The sequence below is a fragment of the Micromonospora maris AB-18-032 genome (assembly GCF_000204155.1).
Lineage (GTDB): Bacteria > Actinomycetota > Actinomycetes > Mycobacteriales > Micromonosporaceae > Micromonospora > Micromonospora gifhornensis.
Map to the genome: position 1 here is coordinate 2,660,722 of NC_015434.1, position 15,078 is coordinate 2,675,799.

At 67.8% G+C, this 15,078-nt stretch carries 20 protein-coding genes; 9 read left to right on the forward strand and 11 right to left on the reverse strand.

Annotation, left to right across the window (positions count from 1 at the left end; genetic code table 11):
• The first annotated feature begins 95 nt into the window (after nt 1–95).
• From VAB18032_RS12025 to VAB18032_RS12040, 4 genes are all read left to right on the forward strand, one after another.
• Entirely contained in the window at nt 96–743 is a 648-nt protein-coding gene (locus tag VAB18032_RS12025; protein WP_013733104.1) for a choice-of-anchor M domain-containing protein, read from the forward strand.
• Entirely contained in the window at nt 740–1,393 is a 654-nt protein-coding gene (locus VAB18032_RS12030) for a choice-of-anchor M domain-containing protein (protein WP_013733105.1), read from the forward strand. Before VAB18032_RS12025 ends, VAB18032_RS12030 begins: the two co-directional genes overlap by 4 nt.
• A 301-nt stretch (nt 1,394–1,694) precedes the next feature.
• Nucleotides 1,695–2,087, forward strand: coding sequence for an SCO5389 family protein (locus VAB18032_RS12035; protein ID WP_013733106.1), 393 nt, complete (start codon nt 1,695–1,697; stop codon nt 2,085–2,087).
• Between the two features lie 31 nt (nt 2,088–2,118).
• Nucleotides 2,119–3,192 (forward strand): LLM class flavin-dependent oxidoreductase, encoded by a 1,074-nt coding sequence (locus VAB18032_RS12040; RefSeq protein ID WP_013733107.1) that lies wholly within the window; start codon nt 2,119–2,121, stop codon nt 3,190–3,192.
• Between the two features lie 541 nt (nt 3,193–3,733).
• On the opposite strand, the gene VAB18032_RS12045 is transcribed toward VAB18032_RS12040, so the two are convergent.
• Together VAB18032_RS12045 and VAB18032_RS12050 are read right to left on the reverse strand one after the other, a co-directional pair.
• A complete protein-coding gene (locus VAB18032_RS12045; RefSeq protein ID WP_013732883.1) occupies nt 3,734–4,648 on the reverse strand; it encodes an IS3 family transposase in 915 nt (304 codons plus the stop codon).
• Entirely contained in the window at nt 4,645–4,938 is a 294-nt protein-coding gene (locus VAB18032_RS12050) for a transposase (protein WP_013289120.1), read from the reverse strand. The genes VAB18032_RS12045 and VAB18032_RS12050 overlap by 4 nt, the downstream gene beginning before the upstream one ends.
• 103 nt (nt 4,939–5,041) lie before the next feature.
• On the opposite strand from VAB18032_RS12050, the gene VAB18032_RS12055 reads away from it, so the two are divergent.
• The 3 genes from VAB18032_RS12055 (at nt 5,042) to VAB18032_RS12065 (ending at nt 6,940) form a co-directional block, all read left to right on the forward strand.
• Nucleotides 5,042–5,347, forward strand: a complete 306-nt coding sequence (locus VAB18032_RS12055; protein WP_013733108.1) for a hypothetical protein — start codon at nt 5,042–5,044, stop codon at nt 5,345–5,347.
• A 481-nt stretch (nt 5,348–5,828) separates the two neighbouring features.
• On the forward strand, nt 5,829–6,110 hold the full coding sequence (locus tag VAB18032_RS12060) for a hypothetical protein (protein WP_013733109.1): 282 nt from the start codon (nt 5,829–5,831) through the stop codon (nt 6,108–6,110).
• Nucleotides 6,086–6,940: a hypothetical protein gene (locus VAB18032_RS12065; RefSeq protein WP_148272254.1), complete on the forward strand. Its 855-nt coding sequence runs from the start codon at nt 6,086–6,088 to the stop codon at nt 6,938–6,940. The genes VAB18032_RS12060 and VAB18032_RS12065 overlap by 25 nt, the downstream gene beginning before the upstream one ends.
• A gap of 312 nt (nt 6,941–7,252) precedes the next feature.
• Here VAB18032_RS12065 and VAB18032_RS30030 read toward each other — a convergent pair whose 3' ends face one another.
• Nucleotides 7,253–7,903 carry a hypothetical protein gene (locus tag VAB18032_RS30030; RefSeq protein ID WP_013733111.1) on the reverse strand — a complete coding sequence of 217 codons (651 nt, stop codon included), beginning with the start codon at nt 7,901–7,903 and terminating at the stop codon, nt 7,253–7,255.
• Nucleotides 7,904–8,074: 171 nt separating this feature from the next.
• Between VAB18032_RS30030 and VAB18032_RS32085 the strand changes: the two genes are divergently transcribed.
• On the forward strand, nt 8,075–8,359 hold the full coding sequence (locus VAB18032_RS32085; RefSeq protein ID WP_013733112.1) for a hypothetical protein: 285 nt from the start codon (nt 8,075–8,077) through the stop codon (nt 8,357–8,359).
• A gap of 123 nt (nt 8,360–8,482) precedes the next feature.
• On the opposite strand, the gene VAB18032_RS12080 is transcribed toward VAB18032_RS32085, so the two are convergent.
• The 6 genes from VAB18032_RS12080 to VAB18032_RS12100 form a co-directional block, all read right to left on the reverse strand.
• Nucleotides 8,483–9,154: a DNA alkylation repair protein gene (locus VAB18032_RS12080; RefSeq protein ID WP_043720505.1), complete on the reverse strand. Its 672-nt coding sequence runs from the start codon at nt 9,152–9,154 to the stop codon at nt 8,483–8,485.
• 16 nt (nt 9,155–9,170) lie between these two features.
• A complete protein-coding gene (locus VAB18032_RS32090; protein WP_157626870.1) occupies nt 9,171–9,335 on the reverse strand; it encodes a hypothetical protein in 165 nt (54 codons plus the stop codon).
• A 302-nt stretch (nt 9,336–9,637) separates the two neighbouring features.
• Nucleotides 9,638–10,291, reverse strand: a complete 654-nt coding sequence (locus VAB18032_RS12085; RefSeq protein ID WP_013733114.1) for an SRPBCC family protein — start codon at nt 10,289–10,291, stop codon at nt 9,638–9,640.
• On the reverse strand, nt 10,288–10,695 hold the full coding sequence (locus VAB18032_RS12090) for an ArsR/SmtB family transcription factor (RefSeq protein WP_013733115.1): 408 nt from the start codon (nt 10,693–10,695) through the stop codon (nt 10,288–10,290). The genes VAB18032_RS12085 and VAB18032_RS12090 overlap by 4 nt, the downstream gene beginning before the upstream one ends.
• 344 nt (nt 10,696–11,039) lie before the next feature.
• Nucleotides 11,040–11,804 carry a hypothetical protein gene (locus VAB18032_RS12095; protein ID WP_013733116.1) on the reverse strand — a complete coding sequence of 255 codons (765 nt, stop codon included), beginning with the start codon at nt 11,802–11,804 and terminating at the stop codon, nt 11,040–11,042.
• A 146-nt stretch (nt 11,805–11,950) separates the two neighbouring features.
• Nucleotides 11,951–12,631, reverse strand: a complete 681-nt coding sequence (locus tag VAB18032_RS12100) for a TetR/AcrR family transcriptional regulator (RefSeq protein WP_050814590.1) — start codon at nt 12,629–12,631, stop codon at nt 11,951–11,953.
• Between the two features lie 124 nt (nt 12,632–12,755).
• Between VAB18032_RS12100 and VAB18032_RS12105 the strand changes: the two genes are divergently transcribed.
• Nucleotides 12,756–13,535 (forward strand): SDR family NAD(P)-dependent oxidoreductase, encoded by a 780-nt coding sequence (locus tag VAB18032_RS12105; protein ID WP_013733118.1) that lies wholly within the window; start codon nt 12,756–12,758, stop codon nt 13,533–13,535.
• A gap of 33 nt (nt 13,536–13,568) precedes the next feature.
• On the opposite strand, the gene VAB18032_RS12110 is transcribed toward VAB18032_RS12105, so the two are convergent.
• Nucleotides 13,569–14,057 (reverse strand): SRPBCC domain-containing protein, encoded by a 489-nt coding sequence (locus VAB18032_RS12110; RefSeq protein ID WP_013733119.1) that lies wholly within the window; start codon nt 14,055–14,057, stop codon nt 13,569–13,571.
• Nucleotides 14,058–14,351: 294 nt separating this feature from the next.
• Nucleotides 14,352–15,011, reverse strand: coding sequence for a class I SAM-dependent methyltransferase (locus VAB18032_RS12115; RefSeq protein ID WP_013733120.1), 660 nt, complete (start codon nt 15,009–15,011; stop codon nt 14,352–14,354).
• Between the last annotated feature and the right edge of the window lie 67 nt (nt 15,012–15,078).

Consider the following 15,078-nt stretch of genomic DNA (forward strand, 5'->3'; position numbering starts at 1 on the left):
CCGCACACCACCGACCAGACCTTCCCCGCACTATAGAAAACGACTACCATTTGCAATAACTGTGGTCCACAGGGGATCGCGGGAAGGAGTTCTCCGTGCCCAAGCCCATCCGTCTGCTTCTCGCCTCCGGGGTGGTGACCGCGGCGCTGCTCGCGGCAGCACCGCCGGCACAGGCATCCCTGGTGACGTTCAGCTCCGGACATCTCGACCTTGTCGACATCGCCTATGAGGCCGGCGAACTGGAGCTCGGCGTCCACGACGAGGACAACGACGTCGAGTACGCCACCGACGAGGTCAAGGTCGTCGTCAAGCGCCAGGCCAGGGTCACCGTCCCGAACGATCCCGCCTTCAGCTTTCTCGGCACGCCTGGGACGTCGAAGGTGTGGATCCTGCCCGAGATCCAGAACACCAACCTCGTCTGGCCCGGCATCGCTACGGAGGAGGTCGAGGCCGGAACCTTCACCGCCGACGCGCTCGCCCTCACCGTGCAGTCGGTCAGCGGGCCCGGGCAACTCGCCATCTACACCGAGAACGCAGTCGGGCAGCCCAACATCCTCGCTGACAGCGGTGACGGCCTGCCCGACACCGTCGTCCTCACCGCCGGTGACCACCTGCACGCCAACTGGGCCTTCGACCGGGCCGGCACCTACCGCGTCACCTTCCGTGTCACCGGCATCCTCGCCGCCACCGGGGCGCAGGTCACCAGCGAAGCGGCCACCCTACGCGTCGTGGTCAAGCAGTGAACACCATGCGGACCCGTAGCCGCTTCCTGACCGGTCTCACCCTGACCGCCGCGCTGCTCGCCGGCACCGCCATCCCCGCTGTCGCGGCGCCGATCGTGTTGTCCAGCGGGCACGTCGACGTCATCGACGTCGACTACGCCGGGGGAGCGTTGACCGTCAGTCTGCTCGACGACACCGTCAGCCCGTCGGTGGAGCGCAATCCCGCCGATGTCGTCCTGCGCGTCCCCAACACCGCCAAGGTCACCGTCCCCAGCGGTAGTGCCTGGTCTTTCCTCGGCGTCGGCGGTCAGGCCTGGGTGCTACCGCAGGCCAGCTCTTCCGGTCTCCTGTGGGCAGGCTGGAACACCGCCGAGGTGCCCCACGGCGTGTTCCAGAACAATCGGGTCACCTTCAAACTCACCAACGTCACCGGACCGGCCGGCTTCAGCGTCTACACCGTCTCCGGCGGCACCCCGACGGTGCTGTTCGACAGCGGCAACGGCCTGCCCGACAGCCTCAACGTCAACTACAACACCCACGCCCACGTCAACTGGGGCTTCGACGCCGCCGGCACCTACGCCGTCACCTTCGAAGTCACCGGAAAGCTCGCCTCCAACGGCACCGCCATCAGCTCCGGCGCCAAGACCTGGACCTTTGAAGTCATCCCCTGACCACCGCTCCCGAGCGGTAACTGAACCCAGGCGTCCGCCGAGGTAGGGGGTACCTGGCAAACGGCGGACCCGGCCGGCGCGAGCCCACCGTCCACCGGGCCTCGCGCCGGCCGGCCTACCAGCGTTGCGGGTGCTGCGCCGAGCGCCACCCTGCCCTGCTGCGACGAAAGGGGGCATGTCGCCGACCGTCCTTGCCAGGGCGAGGAAACACGAGCAGTGCCATTGACGACACGGAGAGTACGTGATGTGCTCGTGACGCGACGCTAACGACAATAGTGATCGTTATCGTGTGAGGAGGAGCATGTCTCTCGCCGTGCCACCGAGCCTGTTGCAAGCCGCCGAGGCGGGTCCCGTCGACGACGAGGCGTTCGTGGCCTGTGTTCGCGACTCACTGCCGTACGCCTGGCAGGTCGTCAGCCGGGTGGCAGCTGACCTGGAGTCGTTCGACGCCGATTTCGCCGACAACGTCGTCCCACCACCGACCGAGACCGAGCGGGGCCAGCTCCTGCGCGCCCTGGCCAGCGACGCCATCCGGTCAAGCCTCGAGCGCCACTTCGGGGTGAAACTGGCCTTCCAGAACTGCCACCGCGTCGCGGCGTTCCGGCTCTCCGCCGTCGACTCCGACACCTACCGCCGCTTCGTCTCCGTCCGTGGCCAGCTGCTCAACCAGTCGCCCGAGCTGCGTGACTGCTGACCCGGTCCCCGCCCGGCGAGCAGGCCAGGACATGAACGTCCACCTGTTCCTGCTCGCCGGGCACCGCCCAGGCGCAACCCACGCCACGGCTCTCGCCGACGCCCACGCGTACGGCCGCGCCGCGGAGGCCGCCGGGTACGCCGGAGTCTGGATCGCCGAACACCACTTCATCTCCTACGGCGTGTGTCCCTCGGCGATCACCTTCGCCGCGCACCTGCTCGGTGCCACCCGAACCATCACGGTCGGCACCGCCGCCTGCATCCTGTCCAACCGCCACCCGGTCGCGCTGGGCGAGGAGGCAGTGCTGCTCGACGAGTTGTCCGGTGGCCGGTTCCGGCTCGGTGTCGGCCGTGGCGGCCCGTGGGTCGACCTGGAAGTGTTCGGCACCGGCCTGGACGGCTTCCACACCGGCTTCCACGACGCGCTGGAGCTTCTGGGTCGTTGGCTGTCCGGAGCCCCGACGGTGGCCGGCAACGACCGGTTCCCCTTCCGGCCGGTGTCCGTGGTGCCACGGCCCGCGCGGCGGATACCGGTGTGGGTCGCGGCGACCTCGCCCACAACGGTCGACCTCGCCGCGCAGCACGGCATGCCGCTGCTGCTCGGCCTGCACGCCGACCTCGACGAGAAGACCAGCCTCCTTGACCGCTATGCCCGGGCCGCCGCCGCGCACGGCCACGACGTGAACCGCGTCGGCCATGCCAGCGTGCACCTGGCGCACATCGAGGACGACGACGAGCAGGCCGCCGACGCCGTACGCGTCGGGCTCCCGGCGCTGCTGGCCGGCACCCGCGAGTACATCCGCTTGGACGGCACCCCGGCGGGCCCTCCGGACCTGTCCTCCTACGTGGAGCGGCTCGCCGCCATCCACCCGGTTGGTTCACCCCGCCGCTGCAAGGAGGCGCTGGAGCAGGCCGCCGCCCTGCCTGGGGTACGGCATCTACTACTGATGGTCGAAGGCGTCGGCGGACGGGACCGTACGCTCGACACGATCCACCGCATCGCCCGGGACGTGCTCGGCAAGTCAACCGAGGGGTCTCGGGGTATGCCGATGGCGCCGACAGCGCGGGCGGATGCTTCAACTGCCTGGTGTCGCGATCGTGGGTAACGGCGCAGCAGAGGCTCGGCAGTCGTCGGCAGCATGCCGACGCGCGGCCGGTGCCCAGCAGGTTGCTGGTCGCCGGCCGGCGCGGGACAGAGCGGAGTTCCTGCGACGCCTTCGGCGGGTGTAGGTGGTTCTTGGCTGCGGCAGTTGAGTCATGCCGGCGCCGAGGAAGTAGTCAAGGTGGTGCTACCGGAATTCCGTGGTCAACGCCTGGCACGACTCGGCCTCGCTTACCACGCGATAGCCTTCGAACCCGTCGAACAGCCCAACCATCGATGACCCTCCAAGACAGACCTCATTGATGTCGATCCCATGGCGCGGTCCTATGGGCCAGCGGCCGATTGCCGGTCTCCTGGTCCGCTCTTGCGGTCAGGCGGCCGACCTTCGGCAGGGCTGGTTCCTGATGAGGGCGGCCAGTGCTGCGACCGGGATGGTTCACCGTGATCGGAAGGCGGTCGCGGGACGAGTGCACGCGAAACGGCTGGTATTACTGGGGGATGCAGGAAGAGATTGCACGCTCCGCGATCGACAGGTGAAGTGACCCCTATCGGCCGGACACCTCGATGTCTGTCAGGGACTCTCGGTGGATCTTCTCGTAGGTGTCGGGGCTGACGTTACCCAGACGGCTGTGTCGGCGGCGAGGATTGTAGAAGCCCTCGATGTAGGAGAAGACCTCCATCTCCAGCTCATGCCGTGACGGCCAGGCCCGGGTGTAGACCAGTTCGGTCTTGAGGGTGGCGAAGAACGTCTCGGCCATGGCGTTGTCGTAGCAGTCGGCGACCGAGCCCATCGACGCGAGGACGCCGCAGGAACGCAGGGTTCGGCCGAACTCGAACGACGTGTACTGCGTCCCGCGATCCGAATGGTGAATGAGCTGATCGCGGGCGGGCCGACGATGCTGGATGGCCATGCCGACCGCGTCGAGGATCAGCTCGGTGCGTAGATGGTCGGCCATCGCCCACCCGACGACTCTTCGGGAGTAGGCATCGACCACCACAGCGAGGTAGAGAAAGCCTTCCCAGGTGCGCAGGTAGGAGATGTCCGCGACCCACAACCGGTTCGGTGCCGCAGCGGTGAACTGCCGCTGGACCAGGTCCGGCGCGGTCGACGTTGACGCGGCCTTGCGGCGGGGCTTACCGCGCCGCCGGCGGTGGGCGCCCTCGATCCCGGCCAGCCGCATCAGCCGGGCCACCGCCTTGCGGTTCCACCGGTGGCCGCGCTCGTGCAACTCAGCGGTGAGCCGGCGGGCGCCGTAGACGCCGCGGTGCTCTGACCACGCCTGCCGGGTGATCTCGACGCGCTGCTGGTCGTGGCGTTTCCGCTCAACAGCGCGCTGACGTCCCTGCCGAAGCCAGTCGTAGAAACCGCTGTGCCCGACGCCGAGAAGTCGGCAGAGCAGACGGACCGGGTAGATGGTCTTCTCCGCGTCGATGAACCGGTACACGTCGGTACGATTCACCGCTCCGTCTCGCGTGCGAAGAAGACCGCGGCTTTTTTCAAGATCTCTTTCTCCAGCTCCAACTGGGCGACCTGCCGCCGCAAACGCACCAGTTCGGCCCGCTCGTCAGCGGCCAGATCGCTCGGCCGGCCGCCGTCACGTTCCTGCCGCATCCGATCGACCCAGTTGCGCAGCGTCTCGTGGTTGACGCCCAACTCCCGACCCACATCCCGAATAGTCCGACCGGAGTCGAGCACCAACGCCGCAGCCTGACGGCGGAACTCCTCGGGGTACTTGCTCTGTCGAGCCACAGCGTTTCCTCCTCCTCAGCAGGATGCCAAGTCAGGAGGTGTCCAGTCTCAGGGGGTCACTTCAAGGTTCATCTCCGCGTTCAACGCCTCGGACGACAGTTATGTGACTGCCCTGCTCTCCCAGGCTCTGACCTCAGACGTGGTTTTCTGGGGGCCGTTGGGTCGCAGCGAAGGAATCGCGGCGGTCGAGCGGTTCGTGCTGGACATCCGGCGCCACCCGGCGGGGACCGGCACGATGGTGCGCTGCTCGGCGGTGGACATGCCTGACGAGTGGGCCCGGTACCAGTGGGTCTTTACCACGCCGAATGGAGGTCCCCGCCTGGCGGGAACGGACGTCGTCCATCTGCGGCGGAGCCTTATCGACCAGTTCATCATCTTTGCGGGGGAGATCGAACCGTCCGCCTCCTGAGTCGTCCTTCTGTCGCTGTCCTTCTCCTGAACTTGCTGTCGGCGCACAAGTTCGGGTGCCCAGCCAGGCACGGCTGAACGTACCCAACCGTTTGCCCCCGCCTAGGGCCGGGTGTGGCCGCGCACGACCGGCGGCCAGATGCGGGGATCAACGACGATCAGGGTGACAAGAGCCGGTCCTACCATGCAGTGCACGGCGCGGGCGGCCACTGTCGTCGGTACCTTCGACTGAGCTGCAGGGCAGCTGCGGGGTGTTCAGGGCCGCCGGGAGCCGAGCAACACGATCCTGCAGGCCCCGGCTCGTACGTCGGTAGCTGGCGTCGAGTAGCTCGCCGCCCCCAACCCCGCCCCGCTGGTCAGGTAAGCACATCCTGGAGGTCCGCGGCAGCTTGCACACGCGCCTCGCGGCAAGACAGCGCACCCGCTCGACAGCGGTTCGCGCCAGCGTGACAAGACGCCGCCCGTGGTGCGATCTTTGGCGGGTGATCGAGGAAGCGCGGCGTGAGCTGGAGCGGATGCGGCGCTCCTCGGTTGTGTGGCGGGAGCTGCGCTATGAACGGGCCACGGGGGCCGATGGCTATGACTGCGACGGTCGTGCGGCGCGGCGGGCGGCGGTGTTGTGGGCGTTGCAGTACGACCGGCGGGCAGAGGATCTCCCGCTGGTGCGCTGGTTGGCCGAGCAGGAGGCGTGGTGCCGACGCGAGGCACCGTTCCAGGGGCTGACTGAAGAGACCGAGCTGTGCTCGCGGAGCATCGACGGGTAGAGGATGTGTGGCTGCACTGGGAGATGAAGCGGGCCAACTTCGACACCTGGTGTGGCTACGACATTGAGCACCTGTTTGCTGCCGGGGTGCAGGCCACCGTCGGTTTCGTGCGCGACAGCGCGCATGCCGAACGGAACGATGTGCTGGAGCGCCTACTGGACGAAGCCGGCGAGCCGCACGTGTCCGAGGAGGACCTGGCGGAGTGGGCGCAACGGGAGCGGTCACGTTTCCCGGCCGATCCTGCCGCCGAGGACCCGCTTCGGTGGGTGCAGCGGGCCAAACTAATGGGAGAGGGTGAACTCGCCCGCCGGTGGCTGGACCGCTGGGCAGCCGGTCGCCAGCGAGACAAGAGCACACTGAGTCAGCTTCGATACCAGTTAGCCGATTTGGGAGCTTTCGCTGAGGCGGCCAAGGCGCAGCGGGAAAGCATCCAGTTTGCCGACAATCCCTGGGACTCCGCTTCGGCGTGGCAGTCCCTGGCCCAGCTGGAACGTCAGGCCGGCGGCCACCGTGCCGCGTGGGAGGCGCTGCGTGCGTGTCGCCGAGCCCTGGATGGCGTGGCCGGCTGGACGGCGGTGGGCCTGGGCCGGATGTACGTCGAGGAGCTGTTTCTCCTGGCCGGCTCCGCAGACGCCGAGTTGGCCGATGTGGTGTTCGCCGAGGCGGACAGGCAGGCGCGCCAGGTTCCCGGGTTGCCCCTGGTGGTGCTGCAGGCCGCCGCGGAAGCGGCCGGCAAGATCGGTAACCAGGCCAGGGCGGAGCACTACCTGAAGCTCCGCGACGCTGAGCAACGGCGCATCGACGTCGAGATGAGCCGAGCCCGCTCCTGATACCGCGGCATCCCCCGCCAACAACGTGCGCTCATCGGCGGGATGAGGATGTCTCAAAACGGCTCTCGACCGACCCATGCCCGGGGTACGGCCCGGTAGGACCCTCAAGGTTGTCCAGCAGCCGACTCCCGAACGTGACGCAGCCGGCCGGAGTAGTCGGGCATGACGATTTCGGCTGATCGGCAGGATCGGATGTCGGCGGTCGTCACCGACGCCACCTTCGACCGCGACCGCTTTGTGTGGCCAGATGAGGTTACGGGCCACCGTTCGCCAGTGGCCGGTCGAAGGCCGGAAGTAGATGCCTCGATTGCGTTAGATGTCGCCAGTCCAGGGTTTCCCGATGCCCGCGCGTGTCGCGCTGTGTCCGGGCGGTAGGTCAAGGACGTCGATCAGGCTGGGGTCCTCGTCGACGGCATGGTGCAGGTGCCCGAGTTTGCCGGTGCTGCCTGTCGCGTCGGTGGCTCCGACCAGCTGCCAGACTCCGTCGTCGGCGTCGTGACTGATCAGCAGGACAGGCTCGTGGCGTTCGAAGACTTCAGGGGTCTGGATACAGGTGGTGCCCAGTAGCCAGTGCCGCATCCACCAGGCTCGCCGATCGTGTTGCATGACGTGGTCGGTGACCCACCAGACGAACGGCAGGTCCTCGTGGGCGCGTGACTGGACTGCGGTCAGGTCCGGACCGCCCTGCGGGACCCGCTCGAACGGCTCGTCGACGAGCGAGAACGCGTGCGTACCCTCGTTGGCGAAGATGACGGCGTGGAAGGTGCCGCCGCCAGGATTGCCGGCACCAATCCCGATGGACAAACGGGCGACGTGCGGGTCCGAGCCGGTGGTCCAGCCGAACGCGTACGAGGCGAGCTCACCGCCTGGTCCCACGAACTCGCCGAACGCACGCCGGTCCATGCCCGTGACGTCGGCGGTCGGCACCTCAACGAGCGCACGCTCCAGCACCTGGATCTCCACGCCGGCAACATAGCTGATCGAGAACAGCGGGTCGGTCCGGATCGAGGACCTGAGTCAGTTCGCGCTACTGGGAACGGTGTACCGGCCGGGATCTGAGTTCCACCGGGATCGTGCCCCGGCCGTCCACCCGGGAGTGGCACGTCCTGTGAATCTCTGTGTCAAGGTTGCGGGATGTCCTTGAGTCATCACCCGCCGCCGAATCGCGACCAGATCGAGTCGATGCTCCTGGCGCTCCTGGACGGGGGTCAGTCACGCGACGAGGTCGACCGATGGGCAGCTCAGTGGGTCACCGACCCGGATGGCGGCGGTGTGGAAGACGCGGATGTCTGGTGGGCGTTGACTCAGCTGCACGGCATCGACCTGCGCTACGCCAAGGACGGCCCGTACCTGCACGACGAGGAGCAAATAAGACACTGGCTCCATGCCTTCCGCGCGTGCCGTCCCCGGGCGTCCTGACCACAGGCACGCCCGACGAGCGGGTTTGCATGGGTGGCCTGCGTGAGCTCTGCGCTTCGCGTCGATCGCCACCTTCTGTCGATCGTGCCCGAGGGGCAGCGGGGGAGCGTGGGCAGGAGGTTCCTACCTGTCGTGCTGTCGGCGCACCATCTCGGTGATCCAGATGGGCGCGAACGGAGACGTGCAGTTCGGCGGAGTCGGGTAGTCCTTGAGTACCTCCAGGCGCTCGCCGATGTCGATCGCACGGGCACGTTGTTCGGCGTGCTCGATTCCGATCTGAGCCAGGCAGTGGTTGATCGCCCACTGCAGGCGATCCGGGGCGTCTTTCATCTCCGCCTCGATGACATCGAGTAGTCCTGCGAGGTCGAGGCCCTCGGGTTTCTTCGTTACGCGTTCGGTGGTCAGCGCCCAGCCGGCACTCGCGATCACCGGATCCAGATCGGCGGACCAGGCCAGACGCAGCTCTTCGGCGTGCGGGTTCTTCTTCACCACATAGTTGACGAACCAGTCGTGCACCTTGGGTGTGCGCGCCTCGCGCAACATGACGTCCAACTCGTCACGCTCGAACGCCTTTGGGCGGCAGATCAGGATCGCCAGCAGCCTCGCCGCGGTGTCGTCCGTCTTCCAGAGTTGGCACGCGAGTGCCTGCTGCGTTTTCAGTCGCTTCGCGAGCTCGCGCAGCTTGCCGAGGTGCACACCGTGGTCGTCCCCGTGTTTCTCGTTCACCTCGCGGGTCTTCGGGTCCTCGATCGCGGCGAGTTCGGCCATCACCTCGGCCACTGTCGTCCCAGTCATTTCAGCCTCCTGTCCATCATGCGGGGGTCACTCGCGCAGCGGGTGGCATCCGCTGGTCGTTCGCGTCCGTCGGGGTTCGTGGTGGGTCGGGCGCGGACGGCTCGGTCGGTGTGCCCGGTGGGAAGCCGTCGGCGGGGTCGGCGGAGAAGGCGGCCGCGCCGAGCATTGCGCCACCGAACACCGGTCATCCGTGGGTCCCCAGGCACCGCCCGGCCGCACCGCCGGGCCAAGGGTCCGGTGCAGCCCGATCACACACGCCACGGTCAGCAGACCGCTGACCACGAGGTTGGCGATCTGGATTCATCCTTGGTCGCCGGTGCCCAGCATGCTGGCCGGGTGCCGGCTGCTGTCGAATCCGTCCCTGGTGAGTATCTGCAGGACGACCACGACGATGTAGAGCGGTCCGGCGACGCAGCAGCCTCGTCTCCCGGGCGGCGGCGCTGGGCGCCCTGCCGGCGGCGGTGGTGATGACATCGTGGGTCATCAGCTGTCGCCTCTGGTGTCGGGGGCGTAGTGCTGTACCGCGAAGGCGATGGCCGCGGCGATGTCGTCGTCGCTGGTTCCCCAGGCGGCCTGGATGGCGGGGGCCCAGGCCTGGCAGCTGCGGATGGCGAACTCCTTCGCCTCGGGCGTGTCCTCCCACGTGGCAGGGTCAACGTTCACGCCGTGCAGGAAGAGGTCGAGGCCGAGCAGCGCGAGGTCCCAGCCGCCGCCGATTCCGATCGTTCCACCGGGACCGTAGGTGCGCACCAACTCGTCGACGATCTCGGCGGGTGAGGCGTGTTCCAGCTCGAAGACGGTGCGGCCGTCGTCGCCGGGTGCCAGGCGCACCTCGACCTCGGTCGACATGCCCTCGCCGAGGACCCAGGTCACCTTGAGCAGGCGGGGTTCCTCGCAGCGCAGGATCTCGCCGCCGGCGTTGTCCTTGAGCTGGAACGTGCCGCCGACCCGCAGGTCGCCCTCGATCGGGCCCAGCCAGCGGCTGAGCCGCTCCGGTTCGGTGCAGGCGCTCCACACGTCCTCGATCGGGGCGTCGTAGACCCGCCGCAGCAGCAGCGATCGCCCTGCGCCAGCGGCAACCGCCTGGTTGCCGATCTCCCGGTGGGTGGCGTTGACCTGGTTGATGATGTCGATCACGTCGATTCCTCGCTATCTGACTCGGCTGCCTGACGACGTTCCGGTGTCTCGCCAGGGTTTCCAGGGTTGTCGCGCGGTTCGCGGCGTTGGCGCTTGCCACGGGCGAGTTCGGTGGCCAACGCGTCCAGGCGCTGGCTCCAGAACTGCCGGAAGCGTCCGAGCCAGATGTCGACCTCCTGCAGCGGCGCGGCCTCCACGGCGTAGAGGCGGCGCGTACCGTCCGGGCGGACGGTGACGAAACCCGACTCCCTCAGCACTCGCAGGTGTTGCGACACCGCAGGTGCTGAGATGCCGAACTCTGCCCGGACCACCTCGCTGATGGTTCCGGCGGCCTGTTCGCCGTCGGCGAGCAGCTCCAGTATTCGGCGCCTGACCGGGTCGCCGAGGACATCGAACGCGTGCACCCGGGGAACTATCCCAGTCTGTACTTAATTAAGTCAAGCCTGAACTATGCGGTGCTGTGCTGATCCGCCGTACACCATGCGTTCGGCTGACGAGGCAGCCACCTGGTCGAAGCGGACGGCTTCAGGTCGCCGCAGCCTCCGCTGCTCCAGCGGCCGCTTCCGAGCCGACCTCGGCCCAGGACCACCCGCTTGGTGACCGCGCTGGTCGACGGCGTCGCCAGTCGGGCGTGGCCTGCGGTTACCATGCCGTCCCCGGGAGTCCTGACCACGGACATGCCCCGACATGCAGCAGACCAGGACGCCCAACCCCCCGCTGCCCTCGTCGTTCCGTCTTCGCAGAGGGCTCAGCTGCTGGCGTGTGTGGCCGGCATTTCCGGTGGCTGGGGGGTCCTCTCGCCGTCCGAGTGTGCAGGCGGCTGGAACGCGATGTCGGTCACGTCGGCGATCAGTTCGGTGAAGTCGGTGCCGTACGCGGCCGGCTCGATGATGCGCAGCACCAACGCGAACGGCCGGTCGGCGCCGAACGTCCGGGCGAGGTCGGAGTGGTGTCTGGTCAGGTAGCGGGCGCCAGCGAGGTTGCTGCCCGCGGTCAGGCCGCCGATGAAGAACACCGGGCGCCCGCCGGTCGGCCCCCAGAATCGGGCGAGCAGGACGTAGCTGGTCTCTGGGCTGTAGACGTAGTCGGTGCCGCCGACGGTGAATGACATCCGGCGTTTGTCCTCGTCGAAGACCTCGTACGTCACGCCACGGAGGATCGCGCGTACGTGTGTGGCGCTGCGCGGGCTGGCGCCGGGACCGCCGACACAGAACTCGGTCAGCCGGCCGATCTCCCCGGTCGGCTGGTTCTCGCCGACCCGGTCCGCGTGGGCGCCGCATTCCCGGGCGATGGTCGCCAGCTCCACCAGCGCGGCGACGTCGCGGCGGTGGACGCTGAACTCGCGCGGCGACGACGCGTGCCGGGACACCACCAGCAGACAACTCGCCCCGGCGGTGAGCCCGAAGAAGGCGCGTGCCCGGTTCAGCTTGCGCCGACGCAGCAGGAACCCCGTGAGCCAGACGGCCGTGCCGGCGATGACGCTCGCCAGCAGATTGATGAGAAGATCGCCCATGCCTCGATGATGTCCGACCGAGCGATGACGTCGAGGACGGTCTCCAGGCGCACCGTTGGCGGGGTCGGGGAGAGCGCCTGTACCTGGGGACCAATCTGCCAGCTGGCAAGGCTCGGGCTTGCCGCGGAGTCTGTTGCCAGGACTTCTCAGCGGCCCTGCGTGTCGTCTGCGGTAGATGCGGTAAAGACCTCGCGGTCCCGGTGGTGACCATCGGTGCCGTACCGGGCAACCATGGTTCGGACGGCTTCTTCCACCACCGCGGTCGTGCGGGCAGGGGACACTGTCCAGTCCGGCAGCAGAAGGCTCGGCCAGAACAGGTAGTTGGAGATCATCCCGAGGAACTGGGTGGCGGCCATCTCCGGGTCAGCGATGTCTGCGGCTCCCGCGTCGTGCTCGGCCACCAGGTAGATCCGGATGGTCTCGAAGTACGGCAGTTTGCCCTGTGAGAAGTGCGCCTTGGCCAGTTCGGGAAAGCGTGGCAGTTCGGCGATGACGATGCGTAACAGGTCGGTCATCTCCGGCTGGCTCACCAGTGTCGCGTAGCGCCGTCCCAGAACCGTCAGGCCGGCTGTCAGGTCACCGGTGGGTGGCACGTCGGCGACGTCGTTCTCGGCCCATGAGTCGATGACGATGGCATCGAACAATGCTGCCTTTGTCGGGAACTGCTTGAACAACGTTGCTTTTGACACGCCAGCACTGTCGGCAACACGGGCCAGTGACGTCCGGTCGTAGCCCAGTTCGAGGAAAAGCTCAGTAGCGGCCTGCACGATGAGCGCGCGCTTCTCCTCCGCCACGCGCTGGTGATAGGCCGACGGCACTGGGGTCATGCGCCCATCATAGCGAGGCGAGTGGGTTGACTCACCTTCTGCGGGGGCGTAGCTTCGGCAAGGTGAGTCGCTCGACTCGCCACCTGGTCTCGGGTGTCGCCCCCATACGTACTCGGAGGATCTGATGTCCCGCTTCGCCGATCAGACCGTTCTCGTCACCGGTGGCACTGGTGGGCAGGGGGCCAGCCACGTTCGCGCCTTCCATGCCGAAGGCGCCAACGTCGTCATCGGTGGCACAAACGCCGAGCGTGGGGCTGGCCTCGCCGCCGAGTTGGGAGATCGGGCGCGTTTCGTCCGCTTCGACGTGTCCGAGGAGGAGTCGTGGGCCGCCGCCGTCGCGGAGACCGAAAGGGCCTTCGGCGCGCTCACGATCCTGGTCAACAACGCCGGGGTGCAGAACCCGCCGGCCCTCATCGAGTCCACCGACCGGGCTACGTGGGCTCGCATCCTCGACATCAACCTCACCGGCACGTTCCTCGGCATCAAGGCAGCCGCACCGGCGCTGCGGCGCGCGGGTGGAGGAACGATCATCAACATCGCTTCCACCATGGGCATCGGCGGTACTGCCTTCTACGCGCCCTATGTCGCCAGCAAGTGGGCGGTTCGAGGGCTCACTCGAACTGCTGCCCTTGAGCTGGGCCGCGACAACATCCGCGTCAATGTCATCCACCCCGGCGTTGTCGCCACCCCGTTCATCACCGAGCCGGCGGCCGGCAGCGACACCGCGATCGCCGACTTCTACTCGCCCGAGCCGTTCGCCGTCCCGCGACTCGGAGAGCCCGCCGACATCACTGCGCTGCTGTTGTTTCTCACATCGCCGGACGCGACGTTCATCACCGGTGCCGAGTATGTCATCGACGGCGGACTGCTCCTCGGCCCCGCACTGCAGAAGGAAGCGGCATGAACCCCGCAGCCCACACGGCGAGTGCAGGCACTATCACCGCGGTTGCTGACGCTGCCGGCCGGATTGCAGCACCGCGTCGAGGCCGTTCAGCCGCAGCACGCTCGCGCCGCGCAGGTGCGCCAGGTCCGTACTGCCGTCCCCCGTGTACTTGAGGAATGCCACCTGTTCGGTCCATTCCAGACGGGTGCCGTCCGTCTCCGCGTCCAGCCGGACGGTGACCAGTGAGGTCCATCGCAGGACGCCGTCGACGATGGCCTCGTAGCCGTAGACAATCCGGTGCGCGTCCGCAATGTCGATGTACCGCGACCGGTACTCCAACCGCTCGGGCGCCGTGTCCAGCCCGGTGAAGGTGCTGCTTGCCGTCTCGCCTCCGCCCACCCGGAAGTCGTGCTCGTATGAAGCTCCGCTGCCAGGAAGCCGGAACCATCCCCGTCTGATCGCGGTGTCGGCGAACGCGGTAAAGACCTCGCCCGGCGGCACGTCGAGGTGCCGCGAGATCGTGAAGGTGTCGTGTCGGACCATGCCGTCCTCCCGCTGTCACAGCCACCAAGGGGTGGCCGCACGTCCGTTACGATCAGTAAGAAACGTGCGGCCGGCGGATTTAGTCCGGTCACCAGCGACTGCCGCACAGCGATCATCAGTCGAGCTCAGACACACTGCCATCGGCAAAACCGTGAGCGGCGCCGCGACGTACGGGCGCAGATGAGTCGTAGGCCCCTTGGGCGCGGACATCCGCCCGTCGGCCCCACCGACCGTTCGACGTACCCCGGCATCCTGTCACGCATCGCGCGCCCGGCCGGCAGCAAAATCCGCACCCTACGCGTTCGTGGAGCCGGTCTTGCGGACCAGCATGTACCCGTACCGGGGCTCCGCGTCTTCGGGTGGGGTTTCGCCCTGGAAAACCAGGGCGAAGCCGGCGGCGGTGAAGCGGTCCTCCATCTCCCGGGCCGAGAGCCAGTACCGATCGAAGTCGATGCCGAGACTGCCGACGCGGCTACCAGGACTGTTGCGATGCCCTGTCCCGTCGCCGTGCTTGAACGCCGCCACCAGGTAGCCGCCCGGCCGCACGACCCGGGCCAGCTCGGCGAACGCCCGTACCCGGGCGTCCGGTGCCAGGAAGATCAACGAATACCAGCACACCACCCCGGCCAGCGACGCATCCCCGAACGGTAACTCCCGCAGATCGGCGACCGCGTACCCGAAACCCGGATGCTCCCGCCGCGCCACGTCCACCATCCCTGGCGACAGATCCACCCCGCGCGGCGACAGGCCCCGGTCCGCGAGGTACGGCAGAAGTCGTCCGGTGCCGCAGCCCACGTCCGCGACCTCCGCGCCCACGGTCAAGGTCAGCTCGGCGAACAGGTCGAGCATCGCGCGTTCGACCGGCATGCTCTCCAGCACCCCTACCAGGTTCTCCGCGTACCACTCCGACAGCACGTTGTGCGCGTCCCGCAGTTCCTCGGTACTGGCGTCCATCCCCCCGCTGACCCTCCCCGTTGCCGGCCGTCGCAGCGGCGAATCTACCGCAGGCCGCCGAGCTGAT

Excerpts from the sequence above, each read along its gene's own strand:
- VAB18032_RS12105 (WP_013733118.1), top strand. The coding sequence starts at position 12,756 with ATGTCCCGCTTCGCCGATCAGACCGTTCTCGTCACCGGTGGCACTGGT.
- VAB18032_RS12110 (WP_013733119.1), bottom strand. The coding sequence starts at position 14,057 with ATGGTCCGACACGACACCTTCACGATCTCGCGGCACCTCGACGTGCCG.
- VAB18032_RS12115 (WP_013733120.1), bottom strand. The coding sequence starts at position 15,011 with ATGGACGCCAGTACCGAGGAACTGCGGGACGCGCACAACGTGCTGTCG.
- VAB18032_RS32085 (WP_013733112.1), top strand. The coding sequence starts at position 8,075 with ATGTCCTTGAGTCATCACCCGCCGCCGAATCGCGACCAGATCGAGTCG.
- VAB18032_RS12095 (WP_013733116.1), bottom strand. The coding sequence starts at position 11,804 with ATGGGCGATCTTCTCATCAATCTGCTGGCGAGCGTCATCGCCGGCACG.
- VAB18032_RS12100 (WP_050814590.1), bottom strand. The coding sequence starts at position 12,631 with ATGACCCCAGTGCCGTCGGCCTATCACCAGCGCGTGGCGGAGGAGAAG.
- VAB18032_RS12035 (WP_013733106.1), top strand. The coding sequence starts at position 1,695 with ATGTCTCTCGCCGTGCCACCGAGCCTGTTGCAAGCCGCCGAGGCGGGT.
- VAB18032_RS12040 (WP_013733107.1), top strand. The coding sequence starts at position 2,119 with ATGAACGTCCACCTGTTCCTGCTCGCCGGGCACCGCCCAGGCGCAACC.
- VAB18032_RS12080 (WP_043720505.1), bottom strand. The coding sequence starts at position 9,154 with ATGACTGGGACGACAGTGGCCGAGGTGATGGCCGAACTCGCCGCGATC.